This is a genomic window from Pseudarthrobacter sp. TRD_SC_9 (assembly GCF_055361265.1).
In genome coordinates, this window is record NZ_CM143956.1 from 2,737,260 (window position 1) to 2,760,115 (window position 22,856).

General features: G+C 63.1%; 20 protein-coding genes and 1 tRNA gene. 9 read left to right on the plus strand and 12 right to left on the minus strand.

Annotated elements, in window-relative coordinates; all coding sequences use genetic code 11:
- Positions 1–399 precede the first annotated feature (399 nt).
- Positions 400–1,485: a redox-regulated ATPase YchF gene (ychF, locus tag ACWA13_RS12700; RefSeq protein WP_463934564.1), complete on the minus strand. Its 1,086-nt coding sequence runs from the start codon at positions 1,483–1,485 to the stop codon at positions 400–402.
- Positions 1,486–1,585: 100 nt separating this feature from the next.
- Here ychF and ACWA13_RS12705 point away from each other — a divergent pair, with 100 nt between their 5' ends.
- The gene (locus ACWA13_RS12705; protein WP_463934565.1) at positions 1,586–2,854 is read left to right on the plus strand and encodes a DNA recombination protein RmuC; all 1,269 of its coding nucleotides are present in this window, start codon (positions 1,586–1,588) and stop codon (positions 2,852–2,854) included.
- On the opposite strand, the gene ACWA13_RS12710 is transcribed toward ACWA13_RS12705, so the two are convergent.
- The gene (locus tag ACWA13_RS12710) at positions 2,851–3,948 is read right to left on the minus strand and encodes a 4-hydroxy-3-methylbut-2-enyl diphosphate reductase (protein ID WP_463934566.1); all 1,098 of its coding nucleotides are present in this window, start codon (positions 3,946–3,948) and stop codon (positions 2,851–2,853) included. The two genes, ACWA13_RS12705 and ACWA13_RS12710, sit on opposite strands and share 4 nt — an antisense overlap.
- A gap of 361 nt (positions 3,949–4,309) precedes the next feature.
- On the opposite strand from ACWA13_RS12710, the gene xseA reads away from it, so the two are divergent.
- Complete coding sequence (gene xseA / locus ACWA13_RS12715; protein ID WP_463937927.1) at positions 4,310–5,560, plus strand: exodeoxyribonuclease VII large subunit; 1,251 nt, start codon at positions 4,310–4,312, stop codon at positions 5,558–5,560.
- Between the two features lie 98 nt (positions 5,561–5,658).
- On the plus strand, positions 5,659–5,871 hold the full coding sequence (locus tag ACWA13_RS12720; protein WP_463934567.1) for an exodeoxyribonuclease VII small subunit: 213 nt from the start codon (positions 5,659–5,661) through the stop codon (positions 5,869–5,871).
- Between the two features lie 29 nt (positions 5,872–5,900).
- Here ACWA13_RS12720 and ACWA13_RS12725 read toward each other — a convergent pair whose 3' ends face one another.
- The 6 genes from ACWA13_RS12725 to ACWA13_RS12750 are packed head-to-tail and all read right to left on the minus strand — an operon-like array spanning position 5,901 to position 11,629.
- Complete coding sequence (locus ACWA13_RS12725; protein WP_463934568.1) at positions 5,901–6,755, minus strand: polyphosphate kinase 2 family protein; 855 nt, start codon at positions 6,753–6,755, stop codon at positions 5,901–5,903.
- A 57-nt stretch (positions 6,756–6,812) separates the two neighbouring features.
- A complete protein-coding gene (locus tag ACWA13_RS12730; protein WP_463934569.1) occupies positions 6,813–8,033 on the minus strand; it encodes a pyridoxal phosphate-dependent aminotransferase in 1,221 nt (406 codons plus the stop codon).
- 53 nt (positions 8,034–8,086) lie between these two features.
- Positions 8,087–9,049, minus strand: coding sequence for an ABC transporter substrate-binding protein (locus ACWA13_RS12735; protein ID WP_463934570.1), 963 nt, complete (start codon positions 9,047–9,049; stop codon positions 8,087–8,089).
- Positions 9,046–9,792, minus strand: coding sequence for an ABC transporter permease (locus ACWA13_RS12740; protein ID WP_463934571.1), 747 nt, complete (start codon positions 9,790–9,792; stop codon positions 9,046–9,048). Before ACWA13_RS12740 ends, ACWA13_RS12735 begins: the two co-directional genes overlap by 4 nt.
- Positions 9,792–10,514, minus strand: a complete 723-nt coding sequence (locus ACWA13_RS12745; RefSeq protein WP_463934572.1) for an ABC transporter permease — start codon at positions 10,512–10,514, stop codon at positions 9,792–9,794. The genes ACWA13_RS12740 and ACWA13_RS12745 overlap by 1 nt, the downstream gene beginning before the upstream one ends.
- Entirely contained in the window at positions 10,514–11,629 is a 1,116-nt protein-coding gene (locus ACWA13_RS12750; protein WP_463934573.1) for an ABC transporter ATP-binding protein, read from the minus strand. The genes ACWA13_RS12745 and ACWA13_RS12750 overlap by 1 nt, the downstream gene beginning before the upstream one ends.
- A gap of 156 nt (positions 11,630–11,785) precedes the next feature.
- On the opposite strand from ACWA13_RS12750, the gene ACWA13_RS12755 reads away from it, so the two are divergent.
- On the plus strand, positions 11,786–12,826 hold the full coding sequence (locus ACWA13_RS12755) for a pirin family protein (RefSeq protein WP_463934574.1): 1,041 nt from the start codon (positions 11,786–11,788) through the stop codon (positions 12,824–12,826).
- Positions 12,827–12,861: 35 nt separating this feature from the next.
- On the opposite strand, the gene ACWA13_RS12760 is transcribed toward ACWA13_RS12755, so the two are convergent.
- A complete protein-coding gene (locus ACWA13_RS12760) occupies positions 12,862–13,824 on the minus strand; it encodes an N-acetylglucosamine kinase (RefSeq protein WP_463934575.1) in 963 nt (320 codons plus the stop codon).
- 132 nt (positions 13,825–13,956) lie between these two features.
- Here ACWA13_RS12760 and ACWA13_RS12765 point away from each other — a divergent pair, with 132 nt between their 5' ends.
- Positions 13,957–14,478 carry an Lrp/AsnC family transcriptional regulator gene (locus ACWA13_RS12765; RefSeq protein ID WP_463934576.1) on the plus strand — a complete coding sequence of 174 codons (522 nt, stop codon included), beginning with the start codon at positions 13,957–13,959 and terminating at the stop codon, positions 14,476–14,478.
- A gap of 15 nt (positions 14,479–14,493) precedes the next feature.
- Here ACWA13_RS12765 and ACWA13_RS12770 read toward each other — a convergent pair whose 3' ends face one another.
- Positions 14,494–15,747: an MFS transporter gene (locus ACWA13_RS12770; RefSeq protein WP_463934577.1), complete on the minus strand. Its 1,254-nt coding sequence runs from the start codon at positions 15,745–15,747 to the stop codon at positions 14,494–14,496.
- Positions 15,748–15,914: 167 nt separating this feature from the next.
- On the opposite strand from ACWA13_RS12770, the gene ACWA13_RS12775 reads away from it, so the two are divergent.
- From ACWA13_RS12775 to ACWA13_RS12790, 4 genes are all read left to right on the plus strand, one after another.
- Positions 15,915–16,439 carry an Lrp/AsnC family transcriptional regulator gene (locus tag ACWA13_RS12775; RefSeq protein ID WP_463934578.1) on the plus strand — a complete coding sequence of 175 codons (525 nt, stop codon included), beginning with the start codon at positions 15,915–15,917 and terminating at the stop codon, positions 16,437–16,439.
- Positions 16,440–16,480: 41 nt separating this feature from the next.
- The gene (locus ACWA13_RS12780; protein WP_463934579.1) at positions 16,481–16,906 is read left to right on the plus strand and encodes a DUF1761 domain-containing protein; all 426 of its coding nucleotides are present in this window, start codon (positions 16,481–16,483) and stop codon (positions 16,904–16,906) included.
- A 25-nt stretch (positions 16,907–16,931) separates the two neighbouring features.
- Complete coding sequence (corA, locus tag ACWA13_RS12785; protein WP_463934580.1) at positions 16,932–17,927, plus strand: magnesium/cobalt transporter CorA; 996 nt, start codon at positions 16,932–16,934, stop codon at positions 17,925–17,927.
- Positions 17,928–18,329: 402 nt separating this feature from the next.
- Positions 18,330–21,614 carry an InlB B-repeat-containing protein gene (locus ACWA13_RS12790; RefSeq protein ID WP_463934581.1) on the plus strand — a complete coding sequence of 1,095 codons (3,285 nt, stop codon included), beginning with the start codon at positions 18,330–18,332 and terminating at the stop codon, positions 21,612–21,614.
- A 282-nt stretch (positions 21,615–21,896) separates the two neighbouring features.
- On the opposite strand, the gene ACWA13_RS12795 is transcribed toward ACWA13_RS12790, so the two are convergent.
- Positions 21,897–21,969, minus strand: a tRNA-Ala gene (locus ACWA13_RS12795).
- A 55-nt stretch (positions 21,970–22,024) separates the two neighbouring features.
- The gene (locus ACWA13_RS12800; protein ID WP_463934582.1) at positions 22,025–22,843 is read right to left on the minus strand and encodes an SDR family oxidoreductase; all 819 of its coding nucleotides are present in this window, start codon (positions 22,841–22,843) and stop codon (positions 22,025–22,027) included.
- Between the last annotated feature and the right edge of the window lie 13 nt (positions 22,844–22,856).

Genomic DNA, 22,856 nt, shown 5'->3' on the forward strand with positions numbered 1-22,856 from the left:
GAGACGGCATCACCGTCGGTATGGATGGGAATCGCTCTTCCGTAAATGGCAGCAGCAGCGTGGTCCAGGGAGGGACTGTGGATGGCTGGATGGGTAGTAGTCCCGAATAACGACGCTGCAGGCGTCCTCGACAGGTCATCCACAATCCCCAGTGCCGTGCTGCTTTGGCCGCCCCAGTTGGAAACAGTGAGTTGGAAATAGCCCGGGCCCAACCCAACCAGGTCGAGCGGCGGCACCTGCGACGACAGGGACAGAACCTGTCCTCACAGTCCGGCCCTCCACGAGCACTGCAAAGAGGGACGAAGCACGCAGAAAGAGGCAAGGGACCTTGTGGGTTGCGGCGTTGTGCACTCAAGCGAAGGCCCTCAGAAATTGATCCACGGTGATGCGGTTGGTGGCTCAGACGTTGAAGCGGAACTCCACCACGTCGCCGTCGGACATCACGTACTCTTTGCCTTCGATCCTGACCTTGCCGCGGGCCTTGGCCTCAGCCATGGAGCCGGCGTCAATGAGGTCGTCGAACGAGACCACCTCGGCTTTGATGAAGCCGCGCTGGAAGTCCGTGTGGATGACACCGGCGGCCTGCGGTGCTGTGTCGCCGCGGTGGATGGTCCAGGCACGCGTTTCCTTGGGCCCGGCGGTGAGGTAAGTCTGCAGGCCCAGCGTGTGGAAACCGACGCGTGCCAGCTGGTCAAGGCCTGATTCATCCTGGCCGTTCATTTCCAGCATCTCGCGGGCCTCTTCCTCGTCCAGTTCCACGAGGTCCGATTCCAGCTTTGCGTCCAGGAAAATCGAGTCAGCCGGGGCCACCAGCGCCCGCAGTTCTTCCTGTTTCTCCGGGCTGCCCAGAATGCCTTCATCCGCATTGAAGACGTAGATAAACGGCTTGGCGGTGAGCAGGCTCAGTTCCTTGAGGTGTTCCATCTCCAGTTTGTCGCTCTTGACGGAGGCAAAGATGGTGTCGCCACGCTCCAGGACCTTCTGCGCGGCGAGGATCGCGTTCAGCTCGGCGGCCTCACGCTTCTTGATCTTGACTTCTTTTTCGATGCGCGGGATGGCCTTCTCAATGGTCTGCAGGTCCGCGAGGATCAGCTCTGTATTGATGGTCTCCATGTCTGAGAGCGGGTCCACCTTGCCGTCAACGTGGATCACATCCGGGTCATCGAACACCCGGACCACTTGGGCGATTGCCTCGGCCTCGCGGATGTTGGCGAGGAACTGGTTGCCCAGCCCTTCGCCCTCAGAGGCGCCCTTGACGATGCCCGCGATGTCCACGAACGCCACGGCCGCCGGCATCAAGCGCTGGGAACCGAAGATCTCCGCGAGCTTCTGGAGGCGCGGGTCGGGCAGGTTCACGACGCCGACATTCGGCTCGATCGTGGCGAACGGATAGTTCGCCGCGAGCACCGAGTTGCGGGTCAGTGCGTTGAAGAGGGTTGATTTGCCGACGTTGGGCAGTCCGACGATGCCAATAGTAAGAGCCACGAGCATTGATTCTACCCGTAAGAGGGGCCGCACTGCGGCGGACTGCGGCTGATGGAGCATGGTCACCGGAATTGTCTGAGGGTCATGCCAGAGTGAAGTCATGGACGCAACAGGAATCATTCTTTCGGTGCTGATGCTGATCGTCGGGGCTCTTTTGGGCGCCGCCGCCGCATACTTCACCTTCCGCCGCCGCCACCAGGGGCTGGAGGAAGACTTCGACGCCGTCTCGGCGCGCCTCTCCGAGGTAACCGCCCAACTGGCCGCCGCGGACGCCGAACGGCGGCTCCTGGGCCAGCGCAACGTCGAGTTGGAACAGTCCCGTCGCGGTGACACCGACGTACTGCGGGCGTTGGCTCCGGTGGCGGAGAAGCTTTCTGCAGTCCAGAAGCAGGTCTCGCTCCTGGAACGTGACCGGGTGGAGCAGTACGGGCAGCTGGCCCAGCAGCTGCAGGAGGCCAGGCTTTCGGATGAACAGCTCCTCCGCTCAACTCACTCCCTCGAATCAGCCCTCCGTTCCAACAGTGCCCGCGGCCAATGGGGCGAGGTGCAGCTCCGCCGGGTCGTGGAAGCTGCCGGAATGCTGCGGCACGTGGATTTCGTGGAGCAGTTCCACAGCGCCGGCACGGAATCAACCGTCCGCCCGGACCTGGTAGTTCAGTTGCCCGGAGACAAGCAACTGGTAGTGGATGCGAAGGTCCCGCTCTCCTCCTACCTGCAGGCCCAGGAAGCCGGCTCCACAGGGGGCCAGGGTCAGCGCTGGGCACCGGCCAATGAACAGAACGCGCTGCTCGCCGCCCATGCGAAGGCACTCAAGTCACACGTGGATGCCCTTAGCACCAAAAAATACTGGGATGTGCCCGGCAACTCGCCCGAGCTCGTGATCTGTTTTGTTCCGGCGGAGTCCATCCTGTCCGCGGCGCTGATGGCTGATCCGGGACTCCTGGACCATGCCCTCTCGCGGAGCGTGGTGCTGGCCTCCCCTGCCACGCTGCTGGCGGTCCTGAAATCTGTGGCATTTACCTGGCGCCAGGACGTCCTGACGGACAATGCCCGCGAACTGTTCACCTTGGCAAAGCAACTCTACGAACGCATGGGCACCCTCGGCGAGAATGTGGGCAAGCTGGGGGCCTCGCTTAAAACCTCAGTGGAACGCTACAACTCGCTGGTGGGTACGCTGGAGGCCAGGGTCCTGCCAACGGCACGCAAGCTCAGCGCCCTCGAAGAGGTTGGGCTGACTGTTCCCGCAAGGGTAGAGACCACTCCCCGCTCGTTAAGCGCACCGGAACTGCAGCTTGCTGCTGAAACACCAGCCACCGCAACGGCCGCCGAAGATACGGAAGACGCTGAGAACGAGGAGAACGCCGCTTAGTTCTTTTTGGCGTCCTCGCTGAGCGACCGGCGGCCGCCCAGATTGCGGGTGGAGTCGCCGGCCTGCTTGAGCGTGGCGCGAAGTTCCTTTGGCAGCGAGAACAGGAGGTCCTCCTCCGCCGTGACCACTTCCTCGACCGAACCATAACCGTAGTCAGCCAACAGCCGCAGGACGTCCTTGACCAGCACTTCAGGAACCGAAGCTCCCGAGGTCACGCCCACGGTGGCTACGCCTTCAAACCAGGACTCGTCCACTTCGTTGGCGAAGTCCACGCGGTAAGAGGCCTTGGCGCCGTATTCGAGGGCGACCTCAACCAGGCGGACCGAGTTGGACGAGTTTGCCGAGCCAACAACAATAACGAGATCGGCCTGCGGGGAAATCTTCTTGATCGCCACCTGGCGGTTGGTGGTGGCGTAGCAGATGTCGTCGCTGGGCGGATCCTGCAGGGTGGGGAAACGTTCCTTGAGCAGGCGGACGGTTTCCATGGTTTCGTCAACGCTCAGCGTGGTCTGTGAAAGCCAGATGACCTTTTCGGGATCCCGGACGGTGACCTTGTTCACCTCGTGCGGGCCATTGATGATCTGGATGTGCTCGGGTGCCTCACCGGCGGTCCCTTCCACCTCTTCATGGCCGTCGTGGCCGATCAGCAGGATGTCGAAGTCGTCCTTCGCGAACCGCACGGCCTCCTTATGGACCTTGGTGACCAGCGGGCAGGTGGCGTCGATGGTCCGCAGGCCGCGCTGCTCGGCAGACTCGACTACTGCCGGGGAAACGCCATGTGCAGAGAAGATGACCAGTGCGCCCTCAGGGACCTCGTCCGTTTCCTCCACGAAAATTGCCCCCTGCGCCTCGAGCGAGGTCACTACATGGACGTTGTGCACAATCTGCTTGCGGACGTAGACGGGCGCCCCGTAGTGCTCAAGGGCTTTTTCGACGGCAATGACGGCCCGGTCCACGCCGGCACAGTAACCCCGGGGAGCAGCCAGGAGGACCTTTTTGGGTCCGGCCACGGGAGCCGCCGCCTGGACTTCCTCCGGCGAGCGCCGTTTGCGGGGAACCATAGGCATCGACAGGGAAACAGCTGTGGAAGTCATTCCTCCATTCTACCGGCTCTGCCGCAGGCGCCCGGGCCCGAAGGGCTGCAGCACCCGCCACTGCGGTGGGCGGCCAGTAAGCCCAGCAGGAAGGCTACTGCGGCGTCCACTGCCAGCGGGTATGCCAACGGTGCGTATGCGAGAAACCCTCGCTTGTTGTGGCTTAGGGCCGGTCCAGGGCTTGGCCGCCGAAGATGTCGGCGTGGCATGGTAGACGTAGATAACAGCATCACGCCAAACAGAGCCAAACAGACCTGCCCGAAAAGGACCTTTTATGCCTCAGACTCCAGCCAGCGACGATTCCGCCGTGGCTGATTCCGGGGCAGCATCCTCAGGCCCAACAACCAGCACGGTTCCGGCGATGGCTGCTGACACAACGCCGGACAATCCCTGGCCGCTGCAGTTGCTGTCCCAAAAGCTCAAGATGCACATCGACAGGACTCCGGCAGCCTGGGTGGAGGGCCAGGTCATTGAGTTCAATCGACGCGGCGGCAACTCCTACCTGACGTTGCGGGACATCAATGCCGAGATTTCCCTGCCCGCCTCGGTTTGGTCAACCGTCCTTGACCGGCAGGATCTCCCGCTGGAACGCGGTTCCCGCGTAGTTGCCTTACTCAAGCCTGAGTTCTGGGTCAAGACCGGACGGCTGAACATGCAGGTCCGCGACATCCGCCCGGTGGGGCTGGGTGATCTGCTGGCGCGCATCGAGCGGCTGCGGCAGGCACTGGGTGCGGAGGGGTTGTTCTCCGACTCCCGCAAGAAGTCGCTTCCCCTTCTCCCGCACCGCATCGGCCTGATCACCGGGCGCGACTCCGATGCCAAGAAGGATGTGCTGCGTAACGCTGCCCTGCGTTGGCCGGCCGTGGAGTTCGAGGTACGGGAAGTTGCCGTCCAGGGAAACACTGCCGTAGCCCAGGTCATCCGTGCACTGCGGGAACTTGATGCCCGCGAGGATGTCGACGTTATCGTGATTGCCCGCGGCGGCGGTGCACTGGAGGACCTGCTGCCGTTCAGCAGCGAGGAACTTATCAGGGCTGTAGCGGCGGCGGTCACGCCCGTGGTGAGCGCCATCGGGCACGAGGCTGACCGGCCCCTGCTCGACGACGTCGCTGACCTCCGTGCCAGCACGCCCACCGATGCCGCAAAGCGCGTGGTGCCGGACGTCAGCGAAGAACTTGCCAAGGTGCGGCAGTGCCGGGACCAGCTCCGCCGGACCATGGCACGAACACTTGAGCGTGAAAGGGACAGGCTGCATTCGCTCCATTCCCGCCCCGTCCTTGCCAGTCCGGAAGGCATGGTGACCGCGCGGTCCGAGGACATCGAGCGTCTCCTGCGACGGTCTTCCGCGGCCGTCAATGCACTCGTTGCCCGGGCCGGCGACCAACTGCAGCACCTCCAGGCGCAGGTCCGCGCATTATCACCGCAGAAGACCCTGGACCGGGGCTACGCGGTTGTCCTGGTAGGGACGCCCGAGGAAGCTGCTGCGGGCAGCAGCACGCACCTGGACGTGGTACGGAACCCGGAGCAGGCTCCCGGCGGTGCCCATCTGGCTATCCGGGTGGCTGAGGGACGCCTTACGGCAACGTCCCACGGACGTCCGCCTCAGCCTTGACCACCACTGCGGCGCACGTTGACCAGTAGCGCAATTGTTAACCATCAGACCCAACCGCAAGCCCGAGCGAAGCGGCAACGAAAGCGAGGAACAGGCCATTGACTGAACCGACCAGTGACATTGGAAATTTGAGCTACGAACAGGCCAGGGAGGAACTGGTCAGCGTGGTGGGCAGGCTCGAAGCCGGCGGCGCCAGCCTTGAGGACTCGCTGGCCCTCTGGGAGCGCGGCGAAGCGCTGGCCAAGCGTTGCGAGGAATGGCTGGAGGGTGCCCGGAAGCGCTTGGCGGCCGCCCGCGACCAGCCCTTGTAAACCCAAACGTGAGGGATTAGGGCTTCAGGTCAGGACTTCTCCACTAGCTGGCGTTCCGCCGCGACGTCGAATTCGGCGACCGGCCACTCAAGCTTCAAGTCCTCCAAGGCGTCCATGACCAGGTGCTGGACGGCGATGCGTGCATACCATTTCTTATTGGCAGGGACCACGTACCACGGTGCGGCCGGGGCGTTCGTGTTCTGGAGTGCTGCCTGGTATGCGGCCATGTAGTCGCCCCAAAATGCCCGTTCCTTGAGGTCTCCGGTGCTGTATTTCCAGTGCTTCGCGGGATCGTCCAGGCGGGCAAGGAGGCGTTTCTTCTGTTCATCGCGGCTGATGTACAGCATGACCTTGATGATCCTGGTTCCGGCCTCCGCCAGCCGCTCTTCGAATTCATTGATGGCACGGTAGCGGCGTTCAATTTCCTCTTGGGGTGCCAGGCCGCGCACCTTGTGGATCAGGACATCCTCATAGTGCGAGCGGTCAAAGACTCCCACCATCCCGGCGGCGGGGGTTTCCTTTTCAATCCGCCACAGGAAATCGTGGGCCTTTTCTTCCTCCGTAGGCGCCTTGAACGCCTTGAGCTGCACGCCCTGCGGATCCATGGCACCCATCACATGGCTGACGATTCCGCCTTTACCCGCTGTATCCATGGCCTGGAGGATCAGCAGCAGCCGCTCAGGGCCGCCGAACTTTCCGCGGGCATAAAGACGTTCCTGAAGCCCGCTCAATCTTCCGTCCAGTGCACCGAGAAGACGATGGCCGTCGGCCTTGTTTCCCACGTAGCCCGGCGTGGAGTCCGGATCCACTGCAGCCAACTGGAACCCGTCACCCACCCGGAGGGTTTCGGCCGGGTCCTTCAAAAACTCCACCACTTCGGTCATGGGTTCCTCGACTTTCAGCCAGAGCTGGTTGCAGGGCACGTTGCCCGTGCACAAAGGTTAGTTCCCCTGATACCTGCTCAGGAAGTCCGCCATGCGGCCGATTGCTTCTTCGATGTCTTTCACGTTGGGAAGCGTGACCATGCGGAAGTGATCGGGGCGCACCCAGTTGAAGGCGCGGCCGTGCGAGACAAGGATCTTCTGTTCCCTCAAAAGGTCCAGGACAAACTTTTCGTCATCCCGGATGTGGAAGACCTCCGGATCCAGCCGCGGGAAAAGATAGAGCGCACCTCTTGCCTGCTGTGTGCTGACGCCCGGAATGGCGTTGAGCAGATCGTAGGCCTTGTTCCGCTGCTCCAGGAGCCGGCCTCCGGGCAGGATCAGGTCTTTGATGCTCTGGTACCCGCCCAGAGCGGTCTGGATGGCGTGCTGGGCCGGAACGTTCGCACAAAGGCGCATATTCGCCAGGAGGCTGATGCCTTCAAGGTAATCTGCGGCATCCTTCTTTGGGCCCGAAATTGCCATCCAGCCGGCCCGGTAGCCGCATACCCGGTAGGCCTTGGACAACCCGCTGAATGTCAGGCACAGAACATGGTCGCCCGTGAGCGCGGCCATGTTGATGTGAACAGCGTCCTCGTACAGGATCTTCTCGTAGATTTCGTCCGCGAAGATGATCAGGCCATGCTTCTCGGCCAGCGTCACGATCTTGCGGAGCGTCTCCTCCGGGTACACGGCGCCCGTGGGGTTGTTCGGGTTAATGACCACGATCCCCTTGGTCCGGGGCGTGATCTTGGCTTCGATATCTTCAAGGTCCGGTTGCCAGCCGGATTCCTCGTCGCAAAGATAGTGCACCGGCTTGCCGCTGGCGAGGGCCACCGACGCCGTCCACAGCGGGTAGTCCGGAGTGGGTATCAGGACTTCATCGCCGTCGTTGAGCAGCGCCATCAGGGACATGGTGATGAGCTCGCTGACACCGTTGCCGAGGTAGATATCGTCGACGTGGATGTTCTGGATTCCACGCGTCTGGTAGTACTGCGACACCGCGGTACGGGCAGAGAAGATACCGCGGGAATCGCTATACCCCTGGGCATGCGGCAGGTGGCGGATCATGTCCACCAGAATGGCGTCGGGCGCTTCGAACCCGAACGGGGCCGGGTTTCCAATGTTCAGCTTGAGGATCCGGTGACCCTCCGCCTCCATTTGCTGGGCGGCCTGAAGAATGGGTCCACGGATGTCATATAGAACATTATTAAGCTTGGTGGACTGCCTGAATTCTGCCATTCATCAAATATGCCACACCGGTGATGTACTTCCGTGAGAGATGCCTCACCTCATTACTTCACGATGCCCTTTTCCTTCAGCCATGCCGCAGCGGCATCCTTGGCATCCTGTTTCTGGCTTCCGCTGACGGCCCGGTTGAGATCCACCAGGTCTTCTGTGGTGAGGACCCTGGAGACTGCGTTTAGCGCTTCCTTAGCCTCGTCAGTCATCTTCGCCGTGTTGTACAGCGGCAGAACCTGCTGGGCCTTGAAGTTGTTCTTCGGGTCTTCGAGGACTACCAGGTCGTTGTCCTCGATGGACGGCGTAGTGGTGTAGATATCTGCAACCTGAACCTCATCGGTCAGCAATGCCTGCAGCGTCAGGGGACCACCGCCGTCGGAAAAGGGCTTGAGCTCCTTGAGCTCGCAGCCATAGTTCTTTTTCAGCCCCGGCAGCCCGTAGGCGCGGGTTTCGAAGGTGGCCGGCGCGGCCATGGTGAGCTCCGGGCAGTGCTCGGCGAGGTCCTCGATGGACTTGGCCTTGTACTTCTCGGCCGTTGCTTTGGTCACCACCATGGCATCTTTGGACTCAGCTTTGGCAGCTTCCAGCACGGCCAGCCCTTCAGGCAGTGTGTCCGGCAGCGCCTTGTACACGTCTTCAGCGGACACCTCGGCCGCCTCCGGGTCCACGTGCGAGAGGAGGTTTCCTGAATAGTCGGGGACCAGGTCAACGGAGCCATCCTGGACGGCCTTGATGTATATCTCCCGGGATCCGATATTTGGCTTGGTGCTGGCCGTGATGCCGGCAGCGTTGAGGGCGCCGGCATAGATCTCCGCGATAATCTGGCTCTCCGGGAAGTCTGCCGAACCAACTACCAGCGGGGCTCCGGGAGATGCTGCTGAAGATCCTCCCGTGGTGGCTGGAGTGGACAGCGGGTCCCCGCCGCCGCAGGCGGTCAGTGCGAGGGCAACGCCAAAGCCGGCGGCCAGTCCGCCGAGGCCCCGGCGCGTGATGGTTGTGGTCTGGGGGTATTTCATGGGGTTCCTCCTGAGACAGCGGCTGCCTTTGATGTGGCGGCCGGTGGGACGTTGGCTGCCTGATGGCGGCCTTTGGTTGGCGATTTGAGACCTGGCGAAATGACCAGCCGCTGCAGCAATGCCAGCAACAGATCCAGGGCAATGGCCAGGGCGGCAATCAGCAGCGATCCTGCCAGCATGCGCGGAAAGTCCTGGAGCAACAGGCCATCGAAGAGGTAGCGGCCCAAGCCGCCCAGGGGCAGGTAGGCAAAGACGGACACGGTGCCGATGACCTGCAGCACGGCAGTCCGGAAGCCGCCCAGCATCACCTGCAGTCCGTTGGGAACCTCAACCGTGGCCAGGATCTGCAGTTCGGTCATGCCCACAGCCCTGGCAGCATCGACCACTGCCGGGTCAACGCTGGAAATTCCCGCGTAGGTGCCGGCGAGGAGCGGCGGGACGGTGAGGATGACCAGCGCCCAGACCGGCGGCATCAGCCCGGTACCGGCCAGCAGCGCAAACAGGACCAGCAGTCCAAGGGTGGGCAGCGCGCGAAGGGCACCGGCGATAGCTATGGCAGCAACCCTCCCCCGGCCGGTGTGGCCGATGTACAGGCCGAGCGGGATGGCAATGGCGCTGGCGATCAGCAGCACCAGTGCGCTGTAGTGGAGATGCTCTCCCAGCCGGACTGGAATGCTGCCACTGCCGGTCCAATGCAGCGGGTCGGCCAGCCAGTCGACGGTATCCGTGAAGATGCTGCTCATCAGCCCGCCCCGCTGTGGACAGGGGCTTCGGCAAGGTAGGCGGCGGAGGACTTTCCGGAAGCAGCATTGCTGCTGGCAGCCGAAACCCGCACCCAGGGGGTCAGCAGCCGGTCCAGGAGCACGAGGACGCCATCCATGAGCAGTGCCAGCAGAACGATGGCGACGATTCCAATGATCACTTCAGCGGGGAAATTCCGCTGAAGACCGTCCGTGAAGAGGCGGCCCAAATTCTCGACCCCCAGAAGGGCGGCGACGCTGACCAGCGAGATATTGCTGACCGAGACCACGCGCAGCCCGGCGAAAAGCACAGGAAGGGACAGCGGAAGATCTACCGTGAGGAACCGCCTGAACGGCCTGTAGCCCATGGCTGTGGCCGCTTCCCTGAGGCCGTCATCCACGGAGTCGAGGGCATCTATGGCGGCCCGCACCAGGAGAGCAATGGCGTAGATGGTCAGGGCAACGACCACGTTCAAGGGGTCCAGGATCCGCGTGCCGAGAACTGACGGCAGGATGATGAACAGGGCAAGGGAAGGAATCGTGTACAGCAGCGAACTGACCGTCAGAATGATGGACCTGAGTGGCGCAGAGGTCAGGGCGAGCCGGGCCAGCGGCACGGAAACCAGCAGTCCCGCCATCATCGGGATCACGGCCAGCACCAGGTGTTGCACGGCCCGGTCCAGTACCAATGTGCGGTTGTCGATCAGCCAGCTTGCCCAGTCCATCAGAGCGCCGCTTCCCGCCGCTGCCGCTCGGCATCAATCGCCTGCAGCACCTCGGGAGCCTTGATAACCCCGGCGAAGGCGCCGTCCGGATCCACTGCGACACCCAACCCGGAAGGGGAAGAAAGCGCCGAGTCCAGTGCACGGCGCAGGGAGTCCCCCTTGCTGAAAAGAGAACCGCCCGCCACGACCGTTGAGGTTCCGGGCGGCACCCAGCCCAGCGGACGCCGTCGAGCATCAACAGCCAGACGCCACGCTCCGGAAGGCGGCACTTTAGTTGGCGGAACTCCCGCTGCGGAGCTTCCTCTTTCAGGCAGGGTGATGACGTCTGCCGGATGAATGGTGACGGCATCCGCGGAGGTAAAGCCCAAGCGCCGGAAACCGCGATCCCGTCCCACGAAGGAGGCGACAAAATCATTGGCAGGAGCGCGGAGGATCTCCTCCGGGGTGGCGTACTGCGCAAGGATCCCGCCCAGGACGAAGACTGCCACCTTATCGCCCAAGATGGTGGCTTCATCAATATCGTGCGTGACAAAAACGATGGTCTTGGCCAGCTCCCGCTGGAGCCGGAGCAGCTCCTGCTGAAGTTCTTCCCGCACCACCGGGTCCACGGCACTGAACGGCTCGTCCATGAGCAGCACGGGCGGGTCGGCGGCGAGCGCCCTGGCCACCCCGACCCGTTGCTGCTGTCCGCCGGACAGCTGGGAGGGGTAACGCTTGCCGAGCGCGGACGCCAGCCCGACGACGTCGAGCAGTTCTGCTGCCCGTTTCCGCGCCGCCTGCCTGGGTACGCCGTTGAGCCTGGGCACAGTGGCTATGTTGTCCAGCACCGTCCTGTGCGGCATCAGGCCGGAGGATTGCATAACGTAGCCCATGGACCTGCGCAGCTGCGCCGGCGGCACGCTCAGCACGTCCTTGCCGTCCACGGTGATGGAACCCGACGTCGGTTCAACCATCCTGTTGATCATCCGCAAGGAGGTGGTTTTGCCGCAGCCTGACGGTCCTACAAAGACCGTGATTGAACCTTTGTCGATAGCAATGGTCAAGGCGTCGACGGCAGGCTGGCCACCCTGGTACTGCTTGGTGACCGCATGGAACTCAATCATGGCTTGGGCCATTACCCGCGTTCCTAACTGTTGACTGCATCGGACGGGACACAACAGAGCGCTTTTAGACAGCCTAGCCAGAACCCCGGACAAAAGTGCAGCGGCCAGTCCAACAGTAACTATTCGGAGACCTGCCCTGTGGCGGATGGGTCGGCATAGAGTTGGGGCATGACCAATTTGGAAACCAGTCCCCGGCACCAGGTATGTCCTCCCGGCAGCACCCACGTGACGGGCCCGTGCGTCGAACTGTGGCCGGAGCGGCAGGTTCCGTTGGGCGGAGTCCGGGCCATGGACGTCCGGCGCACCTTGCCGCAACGTGGCCTGCCCACAGTGGGTGCGTGGTGCTTCCTGGACAGCTTCGGCCCTGCCAGGACGGCCATGTCCGTCCTGCCGCATCCGCACACCGGGCTGCAAACCGTGACCTGGCCGCTGGAGGGCAAGGTACGGCATCGCGACAGTGTGGGCAGCGATGTGGTGGTCCGGCCCGGCGAGCTCAACATTATGACTGCCGGACGCGGCGTGTCCCACTCCGAATTCGCGGTGCTGCCACCTGTTGCCGAGCGTTCCATTGACGGCGGGAAATTGCTTCCAATGCAGCGCGGCCTGCAGCTGTGGGTAGCGCTTCCGGACTCCGACCGCCACCGCGAACCTGCCTTCGAACAGCACAAGGACCTGCCGGAGACGTCCGGGGACGGGTTCCACGCCACCGTCATGGTGGGGACACTGGCCGGGGTCACTTCTCCCGCCACCATGTACTCACCGATCGTGGGCGCGGACGTTGTTGCCGACGGTCATTTTTTGTTGCGACTGGCCGACAACTTCGAACACGCCGTGGTGGTCCTGGACGGCGCACTGGTTATCGACGGGCAGGACGTCCAGCCGGGACCGCTCGCCTACCTCGGCCTTGGCCGTACCGCGCTGGAGGCGCAGGCCGTGCCAGGCACCAGGTTCCTGCTGCTGGGCGGTGAACCCTTCGAAGAAGAATTGCTGATGTGGTGGAACTTTGTGGGCCGTACCCACGACGAGGTGGAGCAGGCGCGCCTTGACTGGGAAGGCCAGGCGGAGTTCAATGCGCAGCACGCTGCCGCTGCGCGGTTCGGTTACGTGGAAGGACACGGGCCCGACGCCGGCAGGGAAGCCGGGCGCATCCCGGCACCTCCGCTGCCGGGAGTCCGGCTGACGCCACGCACCAGGGGTCCGCGGACCTGAAGAGGTACCGGGCTGCAGCCGGGACTCCGCAACGGTTACGGGCGGCCGACAGCGGCCGCTTTTTCTTCCTGTTCCGCCCGAAGCAAGTCCAGAACACCAAAGACAGGTTCCTGGTCCAGTATCCGCACGTCGATGATGCCGTGGTGGTCCAGGCCCTCACGGAAGGCCTCCTGAAGGAGTTCAACGTTCATGCCCAGCCCCCCACCCAGGATCACCGGTCCCCTGATACCCAGCTGGGACAGCGTGCCATAGGCCAGTCCGGCCAGGTCCTTGCCGGCCTGCTGCAGAAGCTGCCGGCTGTCTTCGTGTCCTGCGGCGGCCGCCTCAACCACATGGCGGGCCTGTTGGGCCCAGAAACGGCGCCCGGTAGCCGGTGAATGGAACAAGGCGATGAGCTTGTTCGGTTCGTCAATGCCACAGGAGGCCAGGAGCGCCTGGGTCAGTTGATCAGGCGCTGCCCCCCGGTTCATCCGGCGCAGGCTGTGCCGCACAGCTTCCCTGCCCAGCCAGTACCCGCTGCCTTCGTCACCCAGCAAGTAGCCCCAACCGCCGGCACGGGCTTCATCACCGTGTGCGTTCCTCCCCCAGGCCGCTGATCCTGTTCCGGCGATAACAGCAACACCTGTGGTGGCGCGTCCCGCTGCAAGCAGCAGCCGGGAATCATGGACAACCGTGATGCTGGCATCCGGTGCGTTCGCCCTGATCAAACCGGCCAGTGCAGCGGCATCTTCTTCGGTGTCGATTCCCCCTGACCCGGCATAAACCCGGTCAACGCTGCCGCCGCCGATCTTGCCGAACAGGTCCGCGAGGTTCGCCGCCGCCTGTTCCGGAGTGACGTTTTGGACGTTGGAGCTGCCCGCCGATTCGTCGGCGACGGCGACGCCCCCTTCGAAGCGGACTCCGTGGGTCTTGGTGCCTCCGATGTCCAGGCCGATGACGGCGCCGGCAACTGAACCGGCCGGCTGCGTGCCGCCGTCAGGGATTTGATCGATATTCACGGTCCAAGACTACTGAAGCGAAGCATCGGGGACCCACAACCCGGGCCGGTGATGTTGGCCTGCTTTTCCAGTCGTCCATCCCCACGTCCCCCTTCCATCTAGGATGACTAGAGAAGATCGCTAGGAGGCGCCATGAACGGCAATGTGAGGCCTGGCAAACCGGGGACCGTAAACCACGAACCACTGGATGCCATCGACGAAAAGCTGCTGGCTGCCCTGGTGTCGGACGCCCGGATTTCCAACAAGCAACTCGCGGAAATGGTGGGAATAGCCCCCTCCACCGCGCTGATGCGGACCCGGGCGCTGACCGAACGCGGGATTGTCCAGGGCTATGAGGCCAAGCTGAGGCTGTCCGCCATCGGCCGGTCCGTGCAGGCGCTGGTCGCCGTGCGGCTGCGTGCCCACGACCGTGACCAGATCGACCGCTTCACCGGCCGGGTCCCGCACCTTCCCGCGGTGCTGTCCACGTTCCACACCTCAGGTTCCGTTGACTACCTGCTGCACATCGCCGTGGCCACCACGGAAGACCTGCGTGATTGGGTACTGGATAACCTGGCCACTGATCCTGTGGTGGGGCATACCGAAACCACGCTGGTCTTCGAGCACATCCAGGGCAACCACGGGCCACTGTCGGAGCATAGCGCGCCGGAGTAGGGACCGGAGCAGAGCCTACATCCGCGGCGCGCTCCGGCGGCAGGCTATGGCCGCCAGCACCAGGCCGGACACGGCGCAGAGGCCGGCGAAAACACTGATCGATGCCGGCAGCCCGAAGAGTCCCGCCGCCCAGCCCAGGCCAAGCACCGGAAGGGCGCTGCCCAGGTACGTGATGACGTAGACGCTGCTGATGATCCGGGCGTGGTTGGCAGCTTCTACCTTGCCGGCTACGTTGTTGAACGCCGTCCGGAAGGCGATGCCCTGGCCCAGGCCGGCACCGGTCCCGGCGGCCACCAAAAGGAACATATTGGCGCTGGCAGCGGCCACCGGCAGGAGGGCTACGGAGACCGCCAGTACCACCATGCCGCTGCCTACCGCCAGCCGTCCCCTGATGTTCAGGAACTGGCTCAGCGCTGATGCAGCAAGGGCGAGGCCCGCCAAAGCGCCGATTGCCACGCGTGAGTCGAGCCCGAACGATTCGGCGAAGTAACCCGGCGCAAGCGACAGGAAGAAGCCAAAAACACTAAAACTCAGGAAGCCGACGGCGGAGGCGAACCAGAAGGCACCCCGTGCCTCCCGCGATACTACCGGCAGCCGCGGTGCCAGGGCGCGGATCCGCTGGCGTGGGTTAATCACGCTGGGGTCCACAACATTTATGGCGGGGTGGGCCTTGAGGACGTACAGCGGGACCAGGAGTCCCAGCAGCACCAGTGAATGCACAACGTATGGCGCCGACGTGGCTCCGGGCAGCAGCGAAAGCAGGCCACCGAGCACCGGCCCGGCAGCCACACCCCCGGCCGAGGCCAGCAGGGTGAACCGGGAGGCCCACTCAGGCCGGGACGGCAAGAGCTCGCGAAGGGCTGCTGAGCTGGCTCCGGTAGCCAATGCCACGGCGATACCCTGCAGTGCGCGGCCGGCGCACAACATGGCCAGGTTGTCTGCAGTTGCGAATACAGCCCCGCCCGCCAGCCCCACGAGGACCGCCAGGAGCAGCGCTGCCCGGCGTCCGATGTGATCGGACCAGTGCCCCGCGGCAACGAGCGCAACGATCAGAGCCACGACGTAACTCGTGAAGGCCGCAGTGGTGCCCAGCGGTGACAGACCCAGCTGCAGTTGCAGCAGCGGGTACAGCGGCGTCGCCAGGTTGGCGCCCACCAGCAGAGTAAAGATGACAGCGCCGGCCAGGACCAGCCGGGTGGTGTTGGAGGCGTCCCAGCCGTAACGGCCGGCAGCGGGGGCCTGCATCCGGAATTCACTCAAGACAGTCATGTGGTTGCCTCTGCGGGACAGGCCTTGGCGTCCTTATGGGTCGTTGCGGCCAGCGTACTGGGATCACCTAAAGAATGAAGGAAAAGCACCCCATATCGGCGTCATTCTTGGGGTAAATTGGGCAAAACCACCAATGCTGATCCCGCTAAGTGACCCGGAGTGACAATTTGAGCAATTTGGACACCACTGACCTGCGCATCCTGCTGGAGCTGATTCGCGATCCGCGCATCCAGATCGGTGATCTGGGCACCGCCCTGGGCATCGCGCGCAATACCGCACAGTCGAGGGTCCGGCGCCTCCTGCGCTCCCGCATACTGCACGACGGCGGCCGGGAAATTGACCTCGCAGCGGTGGGTTACGACGTCGTCGCTTTCGTGACGATTGAGGTGACACACCGGGAACTGGACGGAGTCGTGGGCGCCTTGCGCCTGATCCCCCAGGTTCTGGAGGTGCATGAAATCTCCGGCCGTGGCGACGTCTGGTGCCGGGTGGTTGCTACCGACACGCACAACCTGCAGTCGGCGCTGCGGTCCGTCCTGCGGATCAAGGGCGTTATCCGTACGGAAACCGTCCTGGCACTGCACACCCACATCCCATACCGGACCGAACCGTTGATCAGCCGGCTGGTTCAGTCCGGCACAGCGCCGTCAACAACTGCCAACGCAGCAAACCTGCCGGCGCCCTCCCGCTGAGCCGCCACGGGAGTCCGGGGCATCGCGGCTAGGATTCCACTATGGATTGGCTCTCATACATCTCCCAGATCAATTGGCTCGCAGTGCTCCTGGCCTTCCTTGCCACCATGGTGATTGGCTTTGTCTGGTACCTGCCCGCCGTGCTGGGCAACCGTTGGATGCAGGCCATCGGCAAGACCGAAGAAGACCTCAAGAACATCGGCGGCGGCGCGGGCATCTGGTTGCCCATGATGGCTGCCGCGGCGTTGACTGCGATCCTGCTGGCGATGCTGATCGGCGCACTGGGCCTGGACAGCGCCGTCACCGGGGGACTGTTCGCATTGATCCTGGCCGTCGTTTTCAGGGCTGGCGGGCACGTGATCCACAACGGTTTTGCCGGGCGCCCGGTGGCGGTCACGCTCATCGACTCCGGGCATGACGTCCTAGCCATGACGGTTGCCGGCATAATCATCGGGGCAATGTCCTGAGCATGGAACCTTCAGGAACAGCACTGTGACAATCATCGATAACGCCGTCTACGTTGACGGCGTCCGCGTGGCCGAACCGCTGGACATGGAGCAGACGATCGAGACCCTCGCCCACCACGGCGGCATGGCCTGGATCGGCCTGTACCGGCCCACCGTGGAGGAAATGGCCGCAGTGGCCCGTGAGTTCGGCTTGCACGAGCTCGCGGTGGAGGACGCCGTCTCCGCCCACCAACGGCCCAAGCTTGAACGCTATGGCGACAGCCTCTTCACCGTGTTGCGGCCTGCCCGCTACCTGGACGATGAAGAAATCGTCGAGTTCGGTGAACTGCACATCTTCACCGGGCCCAACTTCGTCGTCACGGTCCGGCACGCGGAAATGAGCGGAGTGGGCCAGGTCCGGCAGCGGCTGGAAGCCCGCCCCGAGCTACTCCGGCATGGCCCCGAGGCTGTGCTCTATGCCCTTTTGGACCAGGTGGTTGACGACTACCAGCCTGTCACCGCAGGCCTACAGAACGACATTGACGAGATCGAGGACCAGCTGTTCAGCGGCGACTCCACGGTGTCCCGGCGGATCTACGAACTGGCCCGGGAAGTGATCCTGTTCCAGCGCGCCATCCACCCCCTCCCGGAGATGATGCTGCAACTGGGCAGGGGCTTCGAAAAATACCAGGTAGGCAGTGAGCTGCGGCACAAGCTGCGGGACGTCGAGGACCACGTGGAGCGGGTCATCTCAAGGGCGGATTCATTCCGCGAACTGCTGCAGAACGCCCTGACGCTGGACGGCACCCTGACGGCCAACCGGCAGAACCTTGCCAGCGCGGAGCAGAATGAGCAGGTCAAGAAGATCTCCTCCTGGGCAGCCATTATCTTTGCGCCGTCCTTCGTTGCCGGCATCTACGGCATGAATTTCGATTACATGCCTGAGTTGCACTGGTCGTTTGGCTACCCCATGGCCCTGGGCCTGATGGTGGCGACGGCGGGGGTCATGTACGCGGTGTTCAAGAAGAAGGGCTGGCTGTAGCCCGCCGGAAGAATGTGGAGCTGTTCCTATGGACAAGAATCCGGAACAGCCCTGGACCGTCACTCAGCGGGTAGGTCCGGAACCTCTCCCCTGCCACTAGCCCGTATTCTCTTCGGTGCCAGCGGGAGCGTTGAGGAAACTGGCCCCGCTGCTCACGGTCCGCCGGTCCACCATTCCTCGGTCAGGCGCCAGGCACAGCACGTTGTCCCCGTAGGTCCGAACGGTGGCGTTGCTTCACGCAGGGCAGCCCTCGCGTCGCCGGTTGCCGGCGATTGTGATTTACGTCATAATCATGCGAGAAAACGCTTTCCTGCTTCGGATGTGGCAGTGGTGTGGGCCAACGAGGTCTCGCCCGGCCCGCACCTTGCGCAGTTCATGTCGATCAAAAGGTAGGAATATCGCATGTTGAAAACCCTGCAGAGACCAACGGTCATGGCGCTGGTGCTGGCGGTGGGCCTGTCCCTCTTCGGTTCCGCCGCCCCGAAAGCCTGGGCCACACCCCCGGCCGGGCCCGAGATGAGCACCGCGCGGGCCGTCAGTGAAAGTACAGACAATGCCGATGAGGACGTCTTGGTGACGTTCGATACAGCCGGTGGAACCTCCGTGGAGCCGCAGCATGCGCGGAAGGGTGACACCTTGGTTGTCCCGGCGCGTCCCACCAAAAACGGCTCGGTGTTCGTGGGCTGGTACACCGACGAAACCGTCAGTGTGCGCATGTGGGACTTCCTCAACGACAAGGCGCAAGACTCCTTGACGCTATACGCCAAATGGGTCCAGGTGGATGAGACGCACCTACTGCTGAACGCCTACGCCTCACAGGAAGAGCTGGCCAGCCCGTATGTCGCTTCGACACTGCAAACGCTAGGCAACCTCTCCGCGGACCAGCGCGTACTGACTTTACCAGCGGGCACGACTGTCTACGTGGCCCCCGGCGTGTACTGGACGGACCTGACCTACCGGGAAGGCGGGGTTATTGCGGGACCGAATATCGGGCTGAGCATCCTGGGTGAGGACGTGACGTTCCTGGGCTTGACCAACTATGCGACGGACACGATCATCAGCGGCAACCGCGGTGAGGGAGGAGAGAACGGACTGGGGGCCAATGGCAGCTGGTACACGCTCGGAATCTCCTCCGGATTCCGCGGCGATAACATCACCATCGCGAACTACGCGCAGCAGGATCTGGTCTATCCCCGTGACCCGTCGCAGAACATCGAAAAGCGTCTTGACTCCAAGAACCATGCCGAGGTGCTGACCAGGGCCCACGGCACCGGAGCGCCGGACAAGCTCTATTTCGAGAACATGCGGTTCGTCGGCTATCTCAACATGATGGTCGGCCTCGCGCCGACTCGCGCCTATTTCCTGGACAGTTTCTTCCAGCTGACCGACGACTCGATCTTTTCCGGCGGCACCAACGTCTACGAAAACTGCACGTTCCACTTCTTCGGAAATCATCCGTCCGTCAATGGTGCGGGAAACGGCGGCATCACTGCCCTCCTGGGCAGCCAGGTTGTCGGCATGCCGCAAATGACCAGCACAGATGTGTATCTCGCCAAGCAGTCCAACGAGGTGGGTCCCGACGCGAACGGCATCTTCGCGGTTATCGACACCCGGTTCACCGGCCGTATCGAGTCCGTCGAATGGGAGAACGTGGTCCGGGAGGATGCCCGGCATCTGGTTTCGGGCAATACGATCGGCGATGACGATACCCCTCTGGTCATCAGCCCTTCCCAGCCGCAGACCTCGGTCACACTGCAGGGAGCGGCCCTTGAAGCCTTCAAGGTCGGTGACGAATACAACATATATAACTTGCTCAAGGGAGACGACGGCTGGGACCCTAAGCGCCAGTATGGGACGGCATGGGAGCCCTATGCGAATCTGCCTTATCGATTCGTCGTCGGCGCCACGGGCAAGACCATGTACTCCGAGAATTCGGACAGCACCAACGAAGCCGTCTTGACACCCGCGCCGGCTCCAGCAAGCTCTGCTAACCCGGCAGATACCGTGTGGGAGTACGACACAAACCTGTTGGACGGTGACGTCGATGCCGGGACCGGCGTCATGACCCTCACAGCGAAGCCGAACAACACCGGCGCCGTCATCAAAACGATCGTGACGGGCACCCTCCCCAGTGGGATTTCCGCCGGTTCTACCCTTTACATTCGTCCGGTTCCCGTCCCAGCGCCCAACGTCACGGCTCCTTCAATCGACATCGGCGGGAACCTGGCGGCACTTGGCTACACGTTGGACCAGCCTGATTACAAGGAAACCTCTGTCATCGACTGGTACCGCGAGAGCGGCCCCGACACCACGGACGGCGAACATATCGGCACGATGCGCAACGACGCCAAGGAATTCTTCGTTGATGACCCATACAAGGATTACGCGCTGAGTAAGTACGACATAGGCCACTACCTGCGCGCGGTCATCACGCCGAAGTACGAGTTCAGTTCCAGGGGCGAGCCGATCACCGTGTACTCGGAACGTCCAGTCCGTGCGGCTGACGTCATGGACATGTCGCTGTCCACAGACTTCAAGAATCTCTTCGTCATTCCTGAGGATCACAACACGACCACGGGCAGGTGGTTCTTCGACCAAGTGAGTGGGACGGCCATTCCCTGGGGGTGGGGTATCGGCACCAACGGAACGGACAAAATCTGGGGTCTGCAAAACAACTCGGGAGGGTCCAATACCAGGTTCGTCTTCGGTCAGACCGGAAACGTCGCCGATATGTCGCTCGACCTTAACTATTCGACGAGCAAGGTCGAGGGACAAGGGTTCGGCGGCAACGGTCATTTTATGGACATCTACGTTAAGTACGATCCCGTGACCCGTACCGGATATGGGCTTCGGGTAGAGCGCAAGGCCGAAGGCGGCTCCAATGCCACGATCTGGACGCTGTACAAATACGACGGCACCACTCAGTTACCGCTGAGCAAACCTCTCCGGACGGCGGCATTCATGCCTAAGAGCACGATCAACGTCTCGGTGATCGGAGACACCCTCCGCGTCCAGGCATCGACCAAGTCTTCGAGAACGCCCCTGCAGGTCGAACAGGACCTACCCAATACAGTCGACATCTCTTGGTCCGACGACACCGGATCCCTGGCGGAGAACACCGCCGGCGGCTTCGGCTTTCGCATCAACAACTCCGGCAACTCGTCCTACGACTACGCCGGCAGCGGCATGACGACCAATAACACCGTGATGCTGCACGATGTGCGGATCGACGCCGTTGATAAATCAGCACCACGAGACCACATAGTGTCGTTCGAATCCCTCGGCGGAACGCGAATCGACGCCGTGACCGTTCCACAGGGAGACCTCGTGGCGACGCCCACGGACCCCACCAGGGAGGATGACCTGTTCGCCGGTTGGTTTACCGACTCCGGGTGCGGGACGGCGTACGATTTCGACACTCCAGTCACCGCTGACACCACACTGTACGCGTGCTGGGAAACGTTGGAGGGCATCGCGCCAACGGCAGTGGTAAAACCGGTACCGGGCAACTCCAACGACCTGACCGTCACGGTAAGGGAAACCTACTCCCGCGGCACCGTGAAGGATTACAGCTCCTCCTTCCGCATCCGCAACAATGCCGATGAGACCTACGAGCTCGGGCCCTATCAGGTCTATGTGGAGACAACGAACAACACGCAGATCCAGGAGATCCGGGTCGTGGGGTAGCGGCACCGCGGATGAGCGTTGATCGGGTTATGTCCGCTCAGCGGTACCACCGGCCGCATCTGAGCCGATGGAATCCCCGGCTGCTGTAGGTCCGTGGTCGGAATCGGCAGGTGTCGATCCCGGCCACGGCCGGATGTGCCCCCGGTGAACACGGTCAGCCGGGGGGGAGACCAAGTGACGAGACGGAGACAGCAAGAAACCTGCCTCGCGCTTTGGCGGGACAGGTTTGGGCTGACAGGTATGGCGTTTTGGTCAAACAGGGCCGAAACGGCTGTAAACGCGTGGAGCTAAGGAGATTCGAACTCCTGACCTCTTCGATGCGAACGAAGCGCTCTACCAACTGAGCTATAGCCCCGGATGACCGCTTCCCGCGCAGATTTCGCTACCGGAAGCGGACCGGCTCCCTAAGGCTATAAATTTTCTCCGCGCATTGCCAACCGGGCCCCGAGCCAGGCCTCAAACGTCTGTTGCCCTGCGCGCTGCTCCGGCGCAAGGTTTAACCCTGCACGAAAGTACGCCCCCATTGCGCCGGGCAGCGGAAACTCCAGGACGCGCCCCCGCGCGCCTGTGGTTTCCTGCCAGACGATCGCAAAATCGCGCATGCCGGCGACCTCCGGCCCAGCCGCGGTTACTACACGATGAGCTCCAGGGGTTGCAGTGCCGGGATCCGCCAGGGCCTCCGTCAGCAGCACCAAGGCAACGTCCGCCGGGGCGATCGGCTGGAAGCGGGTGCCCTTGAAAACCGGGATCAGGCGCAAGGGCCTGCCAGCGGCGAAGATCATGTCCAGCAGGCTGTGGAACTGGGTGGCACGCACCACCACGGTCGCCAGCCCGGACGCCGCATAGACAGCCTCCTTGGCCGCTTTGGAACGGTAGAAAGCGCTGTTGCTTCGGTCGCAGTTGATGATGGACAACACCGCGGCTCTTGCCACGCCCTGGGCGGCCGCCGCCGCCAGCAGCCGCGATCCTCCCGCGGCATAGGTACGCAAGGCGCTCCCCGCTCTGCCCTCCAGGCAATCGATCAGGACGTCCGCCCCGGCGAGCGGGGCCTCCAGGCCTTCTCCGGTGGTGACATCCGCAGCGAAGTACGTGGCGCCGTCGAGCCTTCCCGGGTCAGTGGGCGACGGCGGGTGGCGGCTGATGACGGTTACCTGGTGACCCTGCTGCGCGGCCTGGGCCACTACTTCGCGGCCTACCTGGCCGGTTCCGCCCACCACACAGATATGCACTATGAGAGTCCCG